Annotated in this window: 15 protein-coding genes; 5 read left to right on the forward strand and 10 right to left on the reverse strand. The window is 41.5% G+C overall.

Annotated features, from left to right (window positions below):
* Positions 1-158 precede the first annotated feature (158 nt).
* Positions 159-494 (reverse strand): arsenosugar biosynthesis-associated peroxidase-like protein, encoded by a 336-nt coding sequence (locus ACW6QP_RS03085; protein ID WP_457909367.1) that lies wholly within the window; start codon positions 492-494, stop codon positions 159-161.
* Between the two features lie 56 nt (positions 495-550).
* Entirely contained in the window at positions 551-733 is a 183-nt protein-coding gene (locus ACW6QP_RS03090; RefSeq protein ID WP_457909368.1) for a hypothetical protein, read from the reverse strand.
* A gap of 503 nt (positions 734-1,236) precedes the next feature.
* Here ACW6QP_RS03090 and ACW6QP_RS03095 point away from each other — a divergent pair.
* Positions 1,237-2,256 carry a helix-turn-helix domain-containing protein gene (locus tag ACW6QP_RS03095; RefSeq protein ID WP_457909369.1) on the forward strand — a complete coding sequence of 340 codons (1,020 nt, stop codon included), beginning with the start codon at positions 1,237-1,239 and terminating at the stop codon, positions 2,254-2,256.
* A 2-nt stretch (positions 2,257-2,258) separates the two neighbouring features.
* On the opposite strand, the gene ACW6QP_RS03100 is transcribed toward ACW6QP_RS03095, so the two are convergent.
* The 8 genes from ACW6QP_RS03100 to miaB form a co-directional block, all read right to left on the reverse strand.
* Positions 2,259-3,734, reverse strand: coding sequence for an SLC13 family permease (locus ACW6QP_RS03100; RefSeq protein WP_457909370.1), 1,476 nt, complete (start codon positions 3,732-3,734; stop codon positions 2,259-2,261).
* Between the two features lie 131 nt (positions 3,735-3,865).
* On the reverse strand, positions 3,866-5,503 hold the full coding sequence (gene groL, locus ACW6QP_RS03105; protein ID WP_457909371.1) for a chaperonin GroEL: 1,638 nt from the start codon (positions 5,501-5,503) through the stop codon (positions 3,866-3,868).
* Between the two features lie 90 nt (positions 5,504-5,593).
* The gene (locus ACW6QP_RS03110) at positions 5,594-5,869 is read right to left on the reverse strand and encodes a co-chaperone GroES (protein WP_457909372.1); all 276 of its coding nucleotides are present in this window, start codon (positions 5,867-5,869) and stop codon (positions 5,594-5,596) included.
* Between the two features lie 147 nt (positions 5,870-6,016).
* The gene (gene secG / locus ACW6QP_RS03115; protein ID WP_457909373.1) at positions 6,017-6,367 is read right to left on the reverse strand and encodes a preprotein translocase subunit SecG; all 351 of its coding nucleotides are present in this window, start codon (positions 6,365-6,367) and stop codon (positions 6,017-6,019) included.
* On the reverse strand, positions 6,364-7,224 hold the full coding sequence (locus ACW6QP_RS03120) for a hypothetical protein (RefSeq protein WP_457909374.1): 861 nt from the start codon (positions 7,222-7,224) through the stop codon (positions 6,364-6,366). The genes secG and ACW6QP_RS03120 overlap by 4 nt, the downstream gene beginning before the upstream one ends.
* Positions 7,225-7,228: 4 nt before the next feature.
* Positions 7,229-7,738 carry an LptE family protein gene (locus ACW6QP_RS03125; RefSeq protein ID WP_457909421.1) on the reverse strand — a complete coding sequence of 170 codons (510 nt, stop codon included), beginning with the start codon at positions 7,736-7,738 and terminating at the stop codon, positions 7,229-7,231.
* Entirely contained in the window at positions 7,738-9,003 is a 1,266-nt protein-coding gene (locus ACW6QP_RS03130) for a sigma-54 interaction domain-containing protein (RefSeq protein WP_457909375.1), read from the reverse strand. Before ACW6QP_RS03130 ends, ACW6QP_RS03125 begins: the two co-directional genes overlap by 1 nt.
* A gap of 169 nt (positions 9,004-9,172) precedes the next feature.
* Positions 9,173-10,603: a tRNA (N6-isopentenyl adenosine(37)-C2)-methylthiotransferase MiaB gene (gene miaB, locus ACW6QP_RS03135; RefSeq protein ID WP_457909376.1), complete on the reverse strand. Its 1,431-nt coding sequence runs from the start codon at positions 10,601-10,603 to the stop codon at positions 9,173-9,175.
* A gap of 556 nt (positions 10,604-11,159) precedes the next feature.
* On the opposite strand from miaB, the gene topA reads away from it, so the two are divergent.
* The 4 genes from topA to porL all read left to right on the forward strand — a co-directional run bounded on the left by topA (position 11,160) and on the right by porL (position 17,058).
* Positions 11,160-13,694 (forward strand): type I DNA topoisomerase, encoded by a 2,535-nt coding sequence (topA, locus tag ACW6QP_RS03140; RefSeq protein WP_457909377.1) that lies wholly within the window; start codon positions 11,160-11,162, stop codon positions 13,692-13,694.
* Positions 13,695-13,697: 3 nt separating this feature from the next.
* On the forward strand, positions 13,698-14,849 hold the full coding sequence (locus ACW6QP_RS03145) for a formimidoylglutamase (protein ID WP_457909378.1): 1,152 nt from the start codon (positions 13,698-13,700) through the stop codon (positions 14,847-14,849).
* Between the two features lie 114 nt (positions 14,850-14,963).
* Positions 14,964-16,334, forward strand: coding sequence for a T9SS ring complex lipoprotein PorK/GldK (porK, locus tag ACW6QP_RS03150; protein ID WP_457909379.1), 1,371 nt, complete (start codon positions 14,964-14,966; stop codon positions 16,332-16,334).
* Positions 16,335-16,398: 64 nt separating this feature from the next.
* Positions 16,399-17,058, forward strand: a complete 660-nt coding sequence (porL, locus tag ACW6QP_RS03155; RefSeq protein WP_457909380.1) for a type IX secretion system motor protein PorL/GldL — start codon at positions 16,399-16,401, stop codon at positions 17,056-17,058.
* Positions 17,059-17,080: the final 22 nt, after the last annotated feature.

Genomic DNA, 17,080 nt, shown 5'->3' on the forward strand with positions numbered 1-17,080 from the left:
TTGTGGGCTCGCAGGCTCGCTTTTTAGTTGTGGGCTCGCAGGCTCGCTTTATAATTTTAATACCAATATATAATCTTACTGGCTGGTTTTTGCTAAGATCCCGATTGCATCGGGATGAGCGACTTCTACGTCGCCGCTGCGCGCCTCCTTGAATCTGCTCACATACTCAACTTCTTATACTTATTCATCATTTGAACCCCGTGTACCAGGCTTGCGCCTCCTTTAATGGCGGCGCCTACGTGAACGGCTTCCATCATTTCTTCTTTTTCAATGCCGCGTTCCAGGCCGTCTTTGGTGTAGGCGTCTATGCAATAGGGGCATTGTACAACGTGAGATACGGCAAGCGCGATAAGGGATTTTTCGCGGGCAGAAAGCGCGCCCTCTTCGAAGACTTTTCCGTAGTAATCAAAAAATTTTTTACCGAGTTCTTCACTCCATTCAGTGATTTCCCCAAATTTTCTAAGGTCTGCCGGGTCATAATAGGTTTTGGCCATAATTAGTTTTTAGGCTAAATATAGCGTCTTTAGGAGCTATTGCAAATGGGAATCTATTAAAAACTCAGAATTCCTGAGAAAACAAGGATAATGACCAGAACAATAATAGCAATCACTACGAGAAGTAAAGGATTGATATTGGATTTCTTACGTTCTACGGTTGTGGATTGATTTCTTAAATCGGCATCCTGTGCATCTTTCTTAGGTACAGGACTTGAATCTTCGGGTTTTTTGCTCATAATGTTTAATTTTGACCTTATAAGCTGAAGTTAAGCAATTTTTGCCGAAAAGCCTGGTAGATTAACCAGGTACAGGTAAGATTTAATTACTCTTTCGAATATACTTAAGAATTTTTCTGATTAGAAAAATCATCAATCCCAGAACCAGTAAAACTTGCAACCCCAATAAAATATATACAATCTCCATAAGAACAGAATTTTAGACGGGATTTTTAGAGTAACAAGTTGAGGAAATTCATTAAAAAATCTTACGGTTTTTAACACGATTTTTACGCTTTTTTAATATTTTTGAAAGATTGGTTTTTGTAACTAACTCTAACGTTTTTCAAACAGATTTTGCCGAAATTGCCACTATTAGCCACGCTTTAGCGGATTTTTTAAGATCAAATCTTACATTTACCTGACAGTTTTTTTTGTTAAAATATCCCAAAAGCTGTTAATGCTATTTTAATTAATTTATTCAATTGGTTTTCAGTTATTTAATTTGAAGTCCTTATTGTAGTATGAGAATAGACGTAAAAACATTACCTGTTAATGAAATTATACAGGATATTGCCCGGGCATTAAATGCTGAAATTCAAAATGGGGGTGGTGAATTATGGGTTGAAATCCCAGGTAAATCTGGAGAAGGATTTATTAGAGGTTCCAGCTTCGACTCCGGTATTGGTATTATCACCTATAATTGTAAATTCTATGAAGATGTAGAAATACATTTCAGCCTAAATACCGTGCATCCCTTAAAGTTTATCTTTTGTTCTGAAGGAAGCGTAGGTCACTCCTTTCAGGATACCGATGAAATAAACACCATTAATACTTTTCAAAATATCATTGTATCCAGTAGCGGTTACAATGGTCATGTTCTATATTTTAAGGCTAATGAAGCCACGCATGTATCCAGTCTTGAAATAATTAGATCTGTATTTACCCATAGATCCAATTACAATTTCCAGGACCTGGATGAGACTTTAAAATCTCTATTTAAAGATGAGGTTTCAAAAACCCAGTTTTTCTATCAGGGGAATTACAGTATAAAATCGGCCGATCTTATGGAAGAGATCGACACCAAAGATTTTACAGGCTTTTTAAGATCACTATTTCTTGAGGGCAAAGCCTTTGAGATGCTGGTGATTCAAATCGCTCAATATCAGGATGACGAGGCTGAAGATCGCCTGCCCCAGATTCTTCGGAAATCTGATATAGATAAGGTAGATTATGTGGTAAGGCGAATTCAGGGCGATCTGGCAGGTAATTTCACTGTGGAAGCTCTGGCCAAAGAAGCCGGGACCAATGTGAATAAACTTCAGGAAGGCTTCAAATATGTCTTTAATCTAACCGTGAACAAGTATATTCAGCATAAAAAACTGGAAGCGGCCAAGGAAATGTTGATGGATTCCGAAAAGAATATTTCTGAAATTGTTACAGCCATAGGTCTTAATAACCGAAGTTATTTTTCAAAGATCTTCAAGGAAAAATACGGGGTAAACCCCAAATATTTCCTAAAGGCCAGAAAAATGCAGGATTAAGTTTAGTTGGTTTTAAATATTTCAGGTAACGACCTGGGATCAAAATCCCAGATTACCGGAAGCGCAAAATATACGAGACTGCTAATTATAAGGATGGAGATGATATTCATCCAAATTCCCGATTTTATCATATCGGGAATTCGCAAATGTCCCGAACCAAACACCACGGCGTTCGGTGGGGTGGCCACCGGTAGCATAAACGCACAGGATGCAGCCAGGGTTGCGGCAATCATTAGTAAGTAAGGGTGTAGCTCCAGGCCCATAGCCATTGGCGCTAAAATGGGCAGAAGCATAGCGGTGGTGGCCAAATTTGAGGTTACTTCAGTTAAAAAGTTTACCGCCGCCACCAGGATTAAAATAAGGAGAAATAGAGGCAGATTTTCCAGGTTGGTGAGTTGACTGCCAATATACTGAGCCAGGCCTGTGCTGCCAAAAGCTTTTGCCAGGGCCATACCCCCGCCAAAAAGTAAAATGATACCCCAGGGAATTTTCACCGCTTCTTCCCATTTAAGCAAAGCATTATCAGTCTTACCGGCAGGAATGATAAACAAACTAATTGCAGCTGCTATAGCAATTATGGTATCATCTATAAAGGGTAAAAAAGGTTGAATGAGAAAGCTGCGGCTTATCCATAAAAATGCGGTAATAGCGAAAACAACCAGGACTCTTTTTTCCTGCAGACTAATTTTTCCGAGTTTTTCCAATTGTCTTGAAATTTCCTGCTTTCCGCCGGGGAATTTTTTTCCTTCCAGGTTAAAGGCGAAGCGGGTTAAGTATTTCCAGCAAATAAAAAGCAGTAAAACCGAGATAGGGAGACCCAACATCGCCCATTTTAAAAAGCTTATTTCAATTCCGTAGAGTTCTTCGACTATGCCCGCAAACACAAGGTTAGGCGGGGTGCCGATTAATGTTGCGATTCCGCCAATAGAAGCGCTATAGGCGATAGCCAGCATCAGGGCCTTTCCGAAGATTTTATTTTCGTCTTGCGGGGTGTTGGGGTTGTCTTTTAACTCACTAATAATTGCCATCCCGATAGGCAGCATCATTACCGAAGTAGCCGTATTTGAAATCCACATCGAGAGAAATGCTGTGGCGATCATAAATCCCAGAATGATGAACTTTATATTGCTGCCAATGAGATGAATTATATTCAATGCAATACGCCTGTGCAAATTCCATTTTTCAATAGCCACGGCAATGATAAATCCGCCGAGGTACAGGAATACATATTTATGACCAAAAGCCGCCGTGGTGGTTTCTATATCCAGGGCGCCGGTTAGCGGAAACATAGCGATGGGAAGCAAAGCAGTGACCGAAATCGGTATCACCTCGGTGACCCACCAAAGAGCCATCCATATAGTCACAGCAGCCACGTTCCAGGCTTCAGGGGTCATTCCCGAAGGCGGTTGCACAACCTGAAAGACAAAAAATATGAGCGGACCGGCAAGCAGCACTAAAGCCCGGGTAAGCTTATTCATTAATTGGATTTGTGCCGAAAGATATTAAAATATAAAGAAGAGGCGATTTTTAAACTAAAAAACCCGCTTCCATAAGGAAACGGGTTCAATACTAACTTTTAACTTCGTACTTCTAACTTCGTACTTTAGAATTACATCATTCCGGGCATACCTCCGCCCATTCCGGCTGGCATTCCACCGCCTTTTTCGTCTTCAGGAAGATCCATAAGAGCGCACTCGGTAGTAAGAATCATACCAGCAACAGAAGCGGCATTTTCAAGAGCTACACGGGTTACTTTCTTAGGGTCGATAATTCCGGCTTTCATCATATCTACGAAAGTGTCGGTTTTGGCATCGTAGCCAAAGTCTTTATCGCCTTCCATAACTTTATTGATCACTACCGAACCTTCACCACCTGCATTTTCAACGATGGTTCTAAGCGGAGCTTCGATAGCTCTGGTTACGATCTGGATTCCGGTAGCTTCATCGGCATTTTCAGATTTAAGACCTTCAAGGGCAGCTTTTGCGCGAACAAGGGCAACACCACCACCGGCAACGATTCCTTCTTCTACAGCCGCACGGGTTGCGTGAAGGGCATCATCTACACGGTCTTTCTTTTCTTTCATTTCAACTTCTGAAGCTGCACCTACATAAAGAACAGCCACACCACCAGAAAGTTTAGCCAAACGCTCCTGAAGCTTCTCCTTGTCGTAATCTGAAGTAGTAGATTCGATCTGAGCTTTGATTTGGTTAACGCGGTTCTGGATAGTATCATTATCTCCTGAACCATTTACGATAGTAGTGTTGTCTTTATCTATAGCTACTTTCTCGGCAGTTCCAAGCATATCTATAGTGGCATTCTCAAGAGTGAATCCTCTTTCTTCAGAAATTACAGTACCTCCGGTTAGGATAGCGATATCCTCAAGCATTGCTTTTCTTCGGTCACCAAATCCTGGAGCCTTAACTGCAGCGATTTTAAGCGAACCTCTTAGCTTGTTTACTACCAAAGTGGCAAGAGCTTCCCCGTCTACATCTTCAGCAATAATTAAAAGTGGCTTTCCAGATTGAGCTACAGGTTCTAATACCGGAAGAAGATCTTTCATAGCCGAAATCTTCTTGTCATAAAGAAGAATGTATGGGTCTTCAAGATCGGCAGTCATTTTTTCGCTGTTGGTCACGAAGTAAGGAGAAAGGTATCCGCGGTCAAATTGCATACCTTCTACCACGTCTACGTGAGTTTCGGTTCCTTTGGCCTCTTCAACAGTAATTACTCCTTCTTTTCCAACTTTTCCGAAGGCTTCGGCGATAAGTTCACCAATATGATCATCGTTGTTGGCAGAAATTGAAGCTACCTGCTTAATTTTTTCAGAAGAATCTCCAACCTCTTTGGTTTGGCTGGCAAGATTTTCGGTAAGGGCTTTTACAGCCTTATCGATACCTCTTTTAAGGTCCATTGGGTTTGCACCGGCAGCCACGTTTTTAAGACCTTCTTTAACGATAGCCTGAGCAAGAACAGTAGCGGTAGTAGTACCATCACCGGCAAGGTCGTTGGTTTTTGAAGCCACTTCCTTTACCATTTGTGCTCCCATATTTTCAAGAGCATCTTCCAGTTCGATTTCTTTTGCCACAGTTACCCCATCTTTAGTTACGGTAGGAGCACCGAATGATTTGCTGATGATCACATTACGACCTTTTGGCCCTAAAGTTACTTTTACGGCATTTGCCAAAGCATCTACACCACGCTTAATTCCATCGCGGGCTGCAATATCAAATTTTATATCTTTTGCCATTGTAATTAATTTTTGTTGTTTCTGCCTGGGCAGAAAACTTGTTAGTTAATTTTTTATGTATTGAAATTTTTTCCCGGGTGGGAAGAAGAATTAAACTATGGCCAGGATGTCATCCTCGCGCATAATCAAATAATCGGTACCTTCCAATTTAAGTTCGGTACCTGCATATTTTCCATAAAGAACTGTATCGCCCACTTTTACGGTCATTTCGTGATCTTTGGTTCCCTTACCTACGGCCACAACCTTACCTCTTTGTGGTTTTTCTTTAGCAGTTTCAGGAATGTAAATGCCGGAAGCAGTTTGAGTCTCTGCTGCAACAGGTTCGATAACTACCCTGTCTGAAAGCGGTTTAATGTTTAGTCCCATTTTTTAAAATTATTTTGGTTAATGTTCTTTTTAAAACTGGTACTGCCTATTTCTAAAATTATGCCACCCGGAAATTACTGACATTCCCAAACAAAAAATGCCAGCTTGTCATAAGCTGGCATGGTATATATTTTTAAACTAAACTTCTTAGTTTTCCTGATTGTCAGTTTGTGCAGGTTGTTGTTGTTGAACAGGGCTTTGTGTTTCAGGTATTGTGGTCTCTATCTGGTCGCCATCAAATACTCTGGAATCGGCAGTACCGGTACCATCCATAATAGTAACATTAGAAAGCAGGATTAGCACCAATAATAAGGTTGCCAGGGTCCAGGTGCTTTTATCTAAAAAGTCTGATGTCTTTTTTACACCTCCCATTTGCTGGCCTCCACCACCAAAAGAAGAAGAAAGTCCGCCACCTTTAGGGTTTTGAACCATAATTACCACCACCAATAGAAATGCTACGATGACGATTAATGCTAAAAAAATAGTGAATGTACTCATTCTGAATTTGTATTAGTATCCTGAATTTTTTCGATTGCCCGAATTTGGTCCGCAAAGAAACCACTTTTTTCGGGATTTTTCAAAATTAAAATTTTATAAGCCTGAATGGCTTTTTTATAATTTTTTTGCTCCAAATATACTCTGGCCAAAGTCTCGGTCATTAAAGCCTCGGGGGCGATTTTATTCTGTTCGGCCAGGTTGCCTCTGGTGGCTGAATCTCCCGGTTTTAATCTCGGATTTTTTGAAATGAATTCCTCTATTAACCTGAATTTCTCCTTTTGCGGCTCCTTTTTTTCTTCATCCCGCTCAACGGGTTTGGCCGAGGTTAACTTAAGCCATTCGGTGAACGAGTGTGCTTCAGAAGGATTGAAATCCAACGGTTTTCCCAGATTTAAATTCGCTTCGGAAGCAGATTTATCTTCAGGAATTTCTTCCGAAGATTTTTTAGGCTGCTGAAACAATCCGGGGTCCATCACCCGCTCCGATTCAGATTGTTTCATCTTAATCGCGTCGTCTATAGCAATGCTTAGCCTGCCCGAAACTTCCCGGGCATCGATAACTTCAATCTCGTTAATCCTAAGATTCTGGGCGTTGATCTCCCGCGCTACCGAATTTTGATTGAATTCTTTTGAGCTAATAAAATCAAAAAGCACCTCCCTGTCGGTAGTGTAGGCGGCGGTCTTTTTTAAAGCCGAATTATAGCTAAAACTTTCCTGTTCCTTTAATGCTTTTAACCGAATTGCCCTTGCCGCCTGAAAATAGGGCGCTTCCATAATGATTCGTTCCAAAGCCGAAATTTGGTTTGGAGAAACATTAGCCGGATTTTCAAGCAAGTCGAGAAATTCGTTTTTGTCCATAATTTTACCAGTTTGCCAGGGCGGCGTTAAAAACGTCCTGGGTTAGTCGGGTAAAGATTTCATCAAGAGCTGTGTCTAAAACGGGGCCTACGAGTTGAGCGTTGGCATCGTAATCGAAATAAAAGGAAAAGCGTCTTTCAAAATCTTTTTCAGGTTCCAGGTTGTTGTAATATCGCACATTTATTCCGATAGTAAGCCGGTTTTCAGCGGCCCGGTTATCGGCTGTGGCACTCATCGGGGAAATATAATAATTTATAATTTCCCCTTCGAAGATGAGGTCGGCATTATCGTTTACCAGACTAAGCCGGGTTTGGTTTTGAATGAGATCCTGAAGCCTGAGGGTAAAATCCCGGTCTATACCCGGCTCTACCAAATCGGCATTATTCTGAAAGAAATTTACCTGGAAAGTTTGAGCTGCTCCGGTGTCGGCACCGGTAAATGAATAAAATCCGCAACCTGAAAAACTAAAAGCTATCAGTAAAACCGCAAGAAAATTCAGGGTTTTTGTTCGCATCATAGATCGTATTGTTTGATTTTGCGATAAAGGGTGCGTTCGCTTATCCCCAATTCTTCGGCTGCTGCTTTTCGCTTTCCGTTATGGCGTTCCAAAGATTTTTTGATGAGTTCCAGCTCCTTATCCTGTAAAGACAGGGTTTCTTCTTCCTGTATTTCTTCAGCAAAATAATATTTGTCGGTTTCAGGATTGCGTGATGGCTGCGGATGGCTATCTGGAATCTGAAGCACTTCCATTTTATCTTCCAGAATATCTTCGGTCTCCACGTCTTCCTCCTCGTTTCCGTAGATTTTCCTGATTAAGCTCTCGTTTTCGTCCCGAACTTCCTGGACGTTACCGCTGTCGATTAATTTTAAAGTGAGTTTTCTAAGGTCGTTCAGGTCGTTTTTCATATCGAACAATACCTTATATAGAATCTCTCTTTCGTTGCTAAAATCGCTTTCACTCTTTTTGTCTGAAACCACCGCCGGAAGGTTGCTGCCTAGATTTGGCAAATAACCTTCGAGTTCTCTTGCCGTGATCGTGCGATCCTGTTCGAGTACAGAGATTTGTTCAGCGATATTTCTTAATTGTCTAATATTTCCGCCCCAGTGATATTTCTGAAGCACCTTTACCGCCTCTTCCTCTAACTTAATAGTAGGCATCTTGTATTTTAATGCAAAATCTGAAGCGAATTTTCGAAACAGCAGGTGAATGTCTTCCTGGCGTTCCCGTAGGGGAGGCAAGTTGATTTCAACCGTGCTTAATCTATAATATAAGTCTTCTCTAAATCTTCCTTTTTTGATAGATTCGGCCATATTCACATTGGTGGCCGCTACTATACGCACATTGGTTTTTTGAAGCTTAGACGATCCTACCTTCATAAACTCTCCGTTTTCCAGGATTCTTAATAATCTAACCTGGGTAGGCAGGGGGAGTTCGCCAACTTCATCGAGGAAAATGGTACCACCATCGGCTACTTCAAAATAACCGCTTCGGGTTTGTGTGGCTCCTGTAAATGCGCCTTTTTCGTGACCAAAAAGTTCTGAATCTATAGTACCTTCAGGAATGGCCCCACAGTTAACTGCAATGTATTTTCCGTGTTTTCTATGGGAGAGCGAATGAATAATTTTTGGGATGCTTTCTTTTCCCACCCCGCTCTCACCGGTTACCAAAACCGAAATATCGGTAGGGGCCACCTGTATTGCTTTTTCAATAGCGCGGTTAAGCTTGGGGTTATCCCCAATTATACCGAACCGCTGTTTTATAGCTTGAATTGATTCCATAAAAAGCCCCCTATCCCACGAAGGGTGAATTGGCCCCCCGGCTCCCGAAGGGGGAGTGAGGGCAATTAATATTTAAATTTAAGATTTTCATATTTTTTGTTTCAAAAAGAAACTTTTAACTGTGAGTTTGGTTTTAAAAACTCCTCCCCTTTGGGGAGGTTGGGAGGGGCTATTCTACTGCTTCTCCAATTAAGGTTGCGCTGGTACATTCGGTGATCTTCACATTTACAAAATCACCAACTTTATACTTTCCTTTAGGGAAAACGGCTACCGTGTTTTGTGTTGTTCTTCCGCTCCAGTGTTCAGCCGATTTTTTGGATTCCTTTTCGATAAGCACCTCTACGGTTTTGCCCACAAATTGCTGCGTTCTGTAAAGGCTATGCTTTTGCTGAAGGTTTACAATTTCGGTTAACCTGCGTTTTTTAATAGCTTCAGGAACATCATCTTCAAATTTTCGCGCAGCCATAGTTCCGGGTCTTTCAGAATAGGCGAACATAAAGCCGAAATCATATTTTACGTATTCCATAAGCGAAAGCGTGTCCTGGTGATCTTCTTCGGTTTCGGTTGGGAAACCGGTAATCATATCCTGGGAGATAGCACAATCGGGAATGATTTTGCGAATATTATCTATAAGTTCAAAGTATTCTTCGCGGGTATGCAGGCGATTCATTTTTTTAAGAATGCGATCGCTTCCGCTTTGTACCGGCAGGTGAATGTATTTACAAATATTTGGATAAGCCGCCATTACCTTAATCACATCCAAAGTCATATCCTGGGGATTGGAGGTAGAGAACCTTATTCTCATTTTTGGCTGTGCCTCAGCTACCAATCTCAATAAATCGGCAAAATTCGTAGCGGTGGCTTTTTGCATATCGGTGGCGTTTTTGAAATCCTTTTTGAGTCCGCCGCCATACCATAAATAACTATCTACATTTTGCCCCAGCAGAGTGATTTCTTTAAAACCTTTTTCGGCAAGATCATTTACTTCTTCCAGGATGCTTTGCGGGTCCCGGCTGCGTTCTCTTCCGCGGGTAAAAGGAACTACACAAAAAGTACACATATTATCGCAGCCCCGGGTAATCGAAACGAAAGCTGAAACCCCGTTGCTTTGCAAACGAACCGGCGAGATGTCTCCATAGGTTTCCTCTTTAGAGAGAATCACATTTACAGCGTTGCGGCCTTCTTCAACTTCATTGATAAGATTGGGCAAATCTTTATAGGCATCGGGGCCCACTACCAGGTCTACGATTTTTTCTTCTTCCAGGAACTGACTTTTAAGACGCTCGGCCATACAGCCCAGAACGCCAACTTTCATCCCCGGATTTATCTTTTTAACGGCATTGTATTTCTCCAGGCGTTTACGAACGGTTTGTTCGGCTTTTTCACGAATCGAACAGGTGTTTACTAAAACCAAATCGGCCTCTTCGAGGTTTTGAGTGGTGTTGAAGCCTTCTTTAGAAAGAATGGAAGCCACGATTTCACTATCGCTAAAATTCATTTGACACCCGTAGCTTTCGATAAAAAGCTTGCGGCTGTTTCCTTGCTGAGGCTCCATTACCAGGCTGTTTCCCTGTGACTTTTCGTCTATTATCTTCTCCATATTTCAATAAATTTCGCTGGACTTGCCAGGCCTGCAAAGATAGTTCGAAAGCTACTTCTGACAAAGTGACAGAAGATTTTTTTAATTTCCACGCAACCTTTTTGCATTTCGTGCGTCTAACAGGAAATGATTTAAATGAAATTAGCGCTTTCTATTATTGCATTGCTTGTACTTTTATTGCAAATCTTAATGGAAATTTTTCAATGAATTTTATACCCCGGTTTTAAGGTTAATAGATCAAACTTTAGGCACGTTATCACCTATGAGACCGCTAATTGTGCTTATGAAGACCGGGGTTTTTTTTAATAACCAAATATGCTATGAAAAAGAAAAAAGTCAATTGAATCCTTGATTGATTTTGTTTGGTTTTTTGGGACGCTTCGGTTAATCGCCGAAGCGTTTTTATTTTAAAAATTCTGAAAAATTTCGACCTGCTTATAGAAGAAATACCGTGAAAATCGCAGGATTTTGGAGCCTCAAATGTTTTTCTTTTGTTAATGCATGCAGGAGGGTACAAAAAAAATAATATACTTTTGCAGCTAGAAAACACAAGAATATGGCAAAGAATTTAGTGATTGTGGAGTCCCCTGCCAAAGCAAAAACCATCGAAAAGTTTTTAGGTAAAGATTATAAGGTGGCTTCCAGCTTTGGGCATATCGCCGATTTGCCCACCAAAGAGTTGGGAGTTGACACCGAAGGGGATTTTACACCTAAATATATAGTCTCCAGAGATAAAAAGGATGTAGTTAAGAAATTGAAAGGTCTGGCCAAAGATGCCGAATTGGTATGGCTGGCTAGTGATGAAGACCGGGAGGGAGAAGCTATTGCCTGGCATCTTGCCGAAGAATTAAAGCTTAAAAAAGAAAAAACCCGCAGAATTGTTTTTCACGAAATCACCAAATCGGCAATTCTAAAAGCTATAGATAACCCGCGAGGGATAGATTATAACCTGGTAAACGCCCAGCAGGCGCGTAGAGTTTTAGATAGACTTGTGGGTTATGAATTGTCTCCCGTGCTTTGGCGAAAAGTTAAAGGCGGCCTTTCGGCCGGAAGGGTGCAATCGGTGGCGGTTAGATTAATCGTGGAGCGGGAAAGAGAAATCCAGGATTTTACGCCTGAAGCTTCTTTTAGGATAGATGCTGAATTTTCAACCGAAGACGGGAAGAGTTTTAAGGCTAAATTGCCGAAAAACTTCGACACCCGCGAAGAGGCCGAAAAATTTCTTCAGCAAAATCTGGGTGCCGAATTTAAAGTAGGTGAACTAAGTACCAAGCCGGCAAAGAAATCTCCGGCACCGCCCTTTACCACGTCTACCCTTCAGCAGGAAGCATCGAGAAAATTATATTTTTCTGTTAGTAAGACAATGACACTTGCCCAGCGACTTTATGAAGCGGGGCATATCACTTATATGAGAACCGATAGTGTGAATCTTTCTGATGATGCGAGAAAGGGAGCCAAAGCCGAGATCATTAAAGCCTATGGTGAAAAATTCGCCAAATCAAGACAGTTTAAAGGAAAAAGCAAAGGGGCTCAGGAAGCTCACGAAGCCATTAGGCCAACCAGTTTCGAGAACCATAGCATAAACGCCGATCGTGATGAACAGCGGCTTTACGATTTAATCTGGAAAAGAGCGATTGCCTCACAAATGAGCGATGCACAATTAGAACGCACCAATGTAAAGATTGAGGCCAACAAGCACGATAAGTTTTTCACCGCCAACGGAGAGGTGATCAAATTTGAAGGTTTTTTAAAGGTGTATCTTGAAGGCAGTGATGAAGAAGATGAAGAGCAAAGCGGAATGCTGCCGGCTATGAAAGAGGGGCAGCCTTTGGATAATATTTTTATCTCTGCTACCGAAAGGTTTACCAGGCCGCCTTATAGATATACTGAAGCTTCTCTGGTTAAAAAACTTGAAGAGCTGGGGATAGGGCGACCTTCTACCTATGCACCTACCATTTCAACAATTCAGAATAGGAATTATATCGAAAAGGGATCGGTTGACGGGGTGGAAAGAGAATTCGTACAGCTTCTGCTGAAAAAAGATAAGCTCGCCGAAAAGACTTTAACCGAAACCGTGGGCAGTGATAAAGGAAAACTGGTTCCTACCGCCGTTGGGATGGTAGTGAACGACTTTTTAGTAAATCACTTCTCAAATATCCTGGATTACAACTTCACCGCAAAGGTCGAGCAGAATTTTGATGATATTGCAGAAGGCAAAGAAGAGTGGGCTCATATGATGAAAGAATTCTATCAGGACTTTCATCCGCAGGTGCAGGACGTTGCAAAAAATGCCGAAAGGGAAGTAGGGGAGCGAATTCTTGGAGAAGATCCTGAAACCGGAAAGCCGGTAAGCGTGCGCCTCGGGAAATTTGGACCTATGGTACAAATAGGTTCGGTAGAAGATGATGAAAAACCCAGGTTTGCCAGTTTAGGGCCAGATCAAACTTTAGATTCGGTGACTTATGAAGAGGCGATGGACCTTTTTAAACTTCCGAAGAAACTGGGAGAATATAAAGGAGAGGATGTAGAGGTAAATAATGGAAGATTTGGACCTTATGTTCGGTTCGGTAAAAAATTCGTTTCGCTGGCTAAGGGAGAAGATGCCTTAAGCGTAGACTTTGAGAGGGCTATGGAGCTAATCAAGGAGAAAGAAAAAGCCGATGCGCCCATTTATGAGTACGATGGCAAACCCGTTCAAAAAGGAGTGGGACGATTTGGTCCTTTCCTGAAATGGAATGATATGTTCATTAACGTGAACAAGAAATATGATTTCGATAACCTTTCTGATGATGACATTGAAACACTTATCGAAGAGAAGATTAAAAAAGAGCGCGAAAAGGTGATTCATAATTGGGAAGATGAAGGAATTCGCGTAGAAAAGGCCAGATGGGGGAGATCTAATATTATTAAAGGTAAAACCAAGGTAGAATTGCCAAAAACCGTTGATGCTGCAAAGCTGACTTTAGATGAGGTGAAGGAAATTCTGGAGCAGAATTCTTCCAAAAAGAAAAAAACAACGAAAAAGAAAACGACGGCTAAAAAAACTACTAAGAAAACAACGGCAAAGAAGAAAAATACTAAAAAGGCCTAATTTATGAATTTTGACTTTTTAAGTCCTTTACCTAACGATTTAATAAGCGACCAGGTCGAACATAGCCTTGGAGCTAAGCTTAGGCTGCATACCGAAAAAAGCGGGATTCCGGTTTTGGATAATGTGAAAGTTGCCATTATTGGAGTAAGGGAAAATCGAAGAGCCATAGATTTTGAAGAGAAGCTTGATTTTACTGGGGTAAGACAGGCTTTTTATTCCTTGTTTCCGGGCAATTGGCATTGGGAAATTGCCGATTTGGGCGATATTGAAGCCGGGGCCAGTGTTGAAGATACTTATTTTGCACTTCAAAGCTTGGTAGAAGGTTTGGTGAAAAACGATATTATTCCCCTTATATTAGGAGGAAGCCAGGATCTGATCTATGCTCAATACCGGGCTTATGATAACCTGGACCAGATGGTGAATTTGGTGAATATCGATAGTAGATTTGACCTGGGAGATGCCGAAAATGAGATTTCGAATCATTCCTATGTAGGCAAAATTGTGGTAAACCAGCCCTATAATTTGTTCAATTATTCCAATTTGGGTTATCAAACCTATTTCAACTCCCAGGAAGAAATAGAATTGATGGACAGATTATTTTTCGATGCTTATAGATTAGGAGAAATTAGCGGAAATTTAAGCCTGGTAGAACCCGTAATGAGGGACGCTAATTTGGTGGGAATCGACATAAGAGCTGTAGATGCCGTTAGTTTGGGTAGCAGGGAGCATTTGTCTCCCAATGGCTTTAACGGAAAGGAAATTTGTGCATTGGCCCGTTACGCCGGGATCAGCGATAAGGTTTCCTCATTCGGAATATTTGAATATCAGCCGTTTTATGGGGCCCAGGCCAATATGCTGGTAGCCCAGGTGATGTGGTATTTTATCGAAGGGGTTAATTACCGTTCAAATGAAAATACTATTTCGGCAAAAAAGGAGTTTATAAAGTATCAGGTGCCTATAGATGATGAGGTGCTGGTGTTTTATAAAAGCCCTACCAGTGGGAGATGGTGGATAGAAATACCATTTCTTGCGAATATGAATACTAAATTAAAAAGGCATACGTTATTACCTTGCAGCGAAGATGATTACCTGGAAGCTTGCAACCAGGTGGTGCCTGAAAGGTGGTATAAAGCTAAAAGAAAGAACGAAGTTTAAAGACAAATCAGGCATTTTTGCCATTGCGGTATTTTTTTTGAAATTATTGTTTTTTAAAAAATAAATAGATAGGTTTACTGCCGTAATGCAATATGTCTTAACCTAGGAGAAATTATGAAGAAGTTTATTTCGCTAATTGCTTTTCTTGTCCTGCTGGCAGGCTGTGGTCGTAGTGACCGGGGAGAGTTGGTAGGTGCGAAAGGGAAAAAGTGGAATCCGGAGAAACCTTACGGTATGACATTGATTCCTGGCGGTGCGTTCATTATGGGGAAATCTGATGATGATCTAGCCGACCAGAAAAATGCGCCGCCAAAAACGGTGACCGTTCGTTCCTTCTACATGGATGAAACCGAAATCACCAATGCCGAATACCGCCAATTTGTAGACTTCATAAAAGACTCCATAGTTAGGGTAAATCTCGCTATTATGGCCGAGGATATGGGTGAAACTCCCGGCGGGGGTGGAATTGGAGAATTTGCCTTTGCAGATGGCGATCCCGATAATCTTACTCCGTACCAGGAATATATGCTGAATACCTACGGTACAGGTGGCCCTTCTGATACTTATGAAAATCGCAGGCTTAATAAAGATGTGGATATTATTTGGGATACCGATGATTACCCAGATGTGTATTACGCCGAGGTGATGGATATGTTATACATCCCTATGGAAGAAGTTTATAATGGCCAGCGAACCATAGATGTAAAACAGCTTAAGTTTAAATATACCTGGATGGACATCCAGGCTGCGGCGCGTTCAGGTGGGAATCGCAGAGACCATATAAAAACCGAAGAAATCGCCATCTATCCCGATACTACAGTTTGGATTAAAGATTTTAACTATTCTTATAACGAGCCTATGCATAACGATTACTTCTGGCATAGTGCTTTTGATGAATACCCTGTAGTGGGGGTTTCCTGGAAACAGGCCAAAGCCTTTACCCAGTGGAGAACTATGTATAAAAACTACTTCCGTAGATCTAAGGGCGATCACGATGTGCCTTCATTCCGTCTTCCAACTGAAGCTGAATGGGAATATGCCGCCCGAGGTGGTCTGCAGGGGGCTACCTACCCCTGGGGAGGTCCTTATGCCAAGAATGACCGCGGATGTTTTATGGCAAACTTTAAACCTCTAAGAGGTGACTATGCTGCCGACCAGGCATTATATACCGTTGAAGCCAAATCTTACGATCCCAATGATTATGGCTTGTATAATATGGCCGGTAACGTGGCCGAGTGGGTGAACTCTTCTTATGATGCGGCTTCTTATGAATATATGTCTTCTATGAACCCTACCGTAAACAACCCCGATGATATGCGAAAAGTAGTAAGGGGTGGATCCTGGAAAGACGTAGCTTATTTCCTACAAGTAAGCTCCCGTGATTATGAATATGCAGATTCGGCCAGAAGTTATATTGGGTTTAGAACTGTTCAGGATTACCTGGGTACCGATGTGACTTTGAATCAATCCAACCGAAGACGATAACAATTTTATTTTTTGAAACTTAACCTATTTAAATAAACCTAAGAAAATCTAAATCTTATTAATTATGGCAAATTCTAGAGCAACAAAGAAAATAACCAATATGGTGTACGGTTTAGGTGCATCTGTTGTAATATTAGGTGCACTTTTTAAAATTATGCACTGGCCCCTTGGTAACGAGATGCTTATTATAGGTCTTGTAGTAGAGGCATTGGTATTTGCATATTCGGCTTTTGAGCCGGTAGATGATGACCTGGATTGGTCGTTGGTATATCCTGAACTTGCAGGAGGGGCTCCTGCAGCAAAAAGAGGGGCTACCGTAATCGAGCAGGACAAAGAAACCGAAGGAATGCTTTCTAAAAAGCTTGATGAAATGTTGAAGGAAGCCAAGATCGATTCAAATTTAATGAGCAGTCTTGGTGAAAGCATCCGTAATTTTGAAGGTGCGGCCAAAGGAATCGCTCCTACTGTAGATGCGATGGCTTCACAAAAGAAATACAGCGAGGAACTTAGTGTTGCTGCAGCTCAAATGGAGACTTTGAACAATATTTATAAAGCTCAGGTAGAATCGGCTTCAAGACAGGCAGAGATCAATAATGAGGTAGCTGCCAATGCCGATAAGCTTAACAAGCAAATGGGCTCCCTTGCCAATAATCTTTCTTCATTGAATGGAGTTTATGGTGGTATGTTAACCGCTATGAACGGGCAGAGAGTAACTACCAACTAATTAGTTTTTGAACTAAAAGTAC

This window comes from Salegentibacter haimaensis (assembly GCF_054121495.1).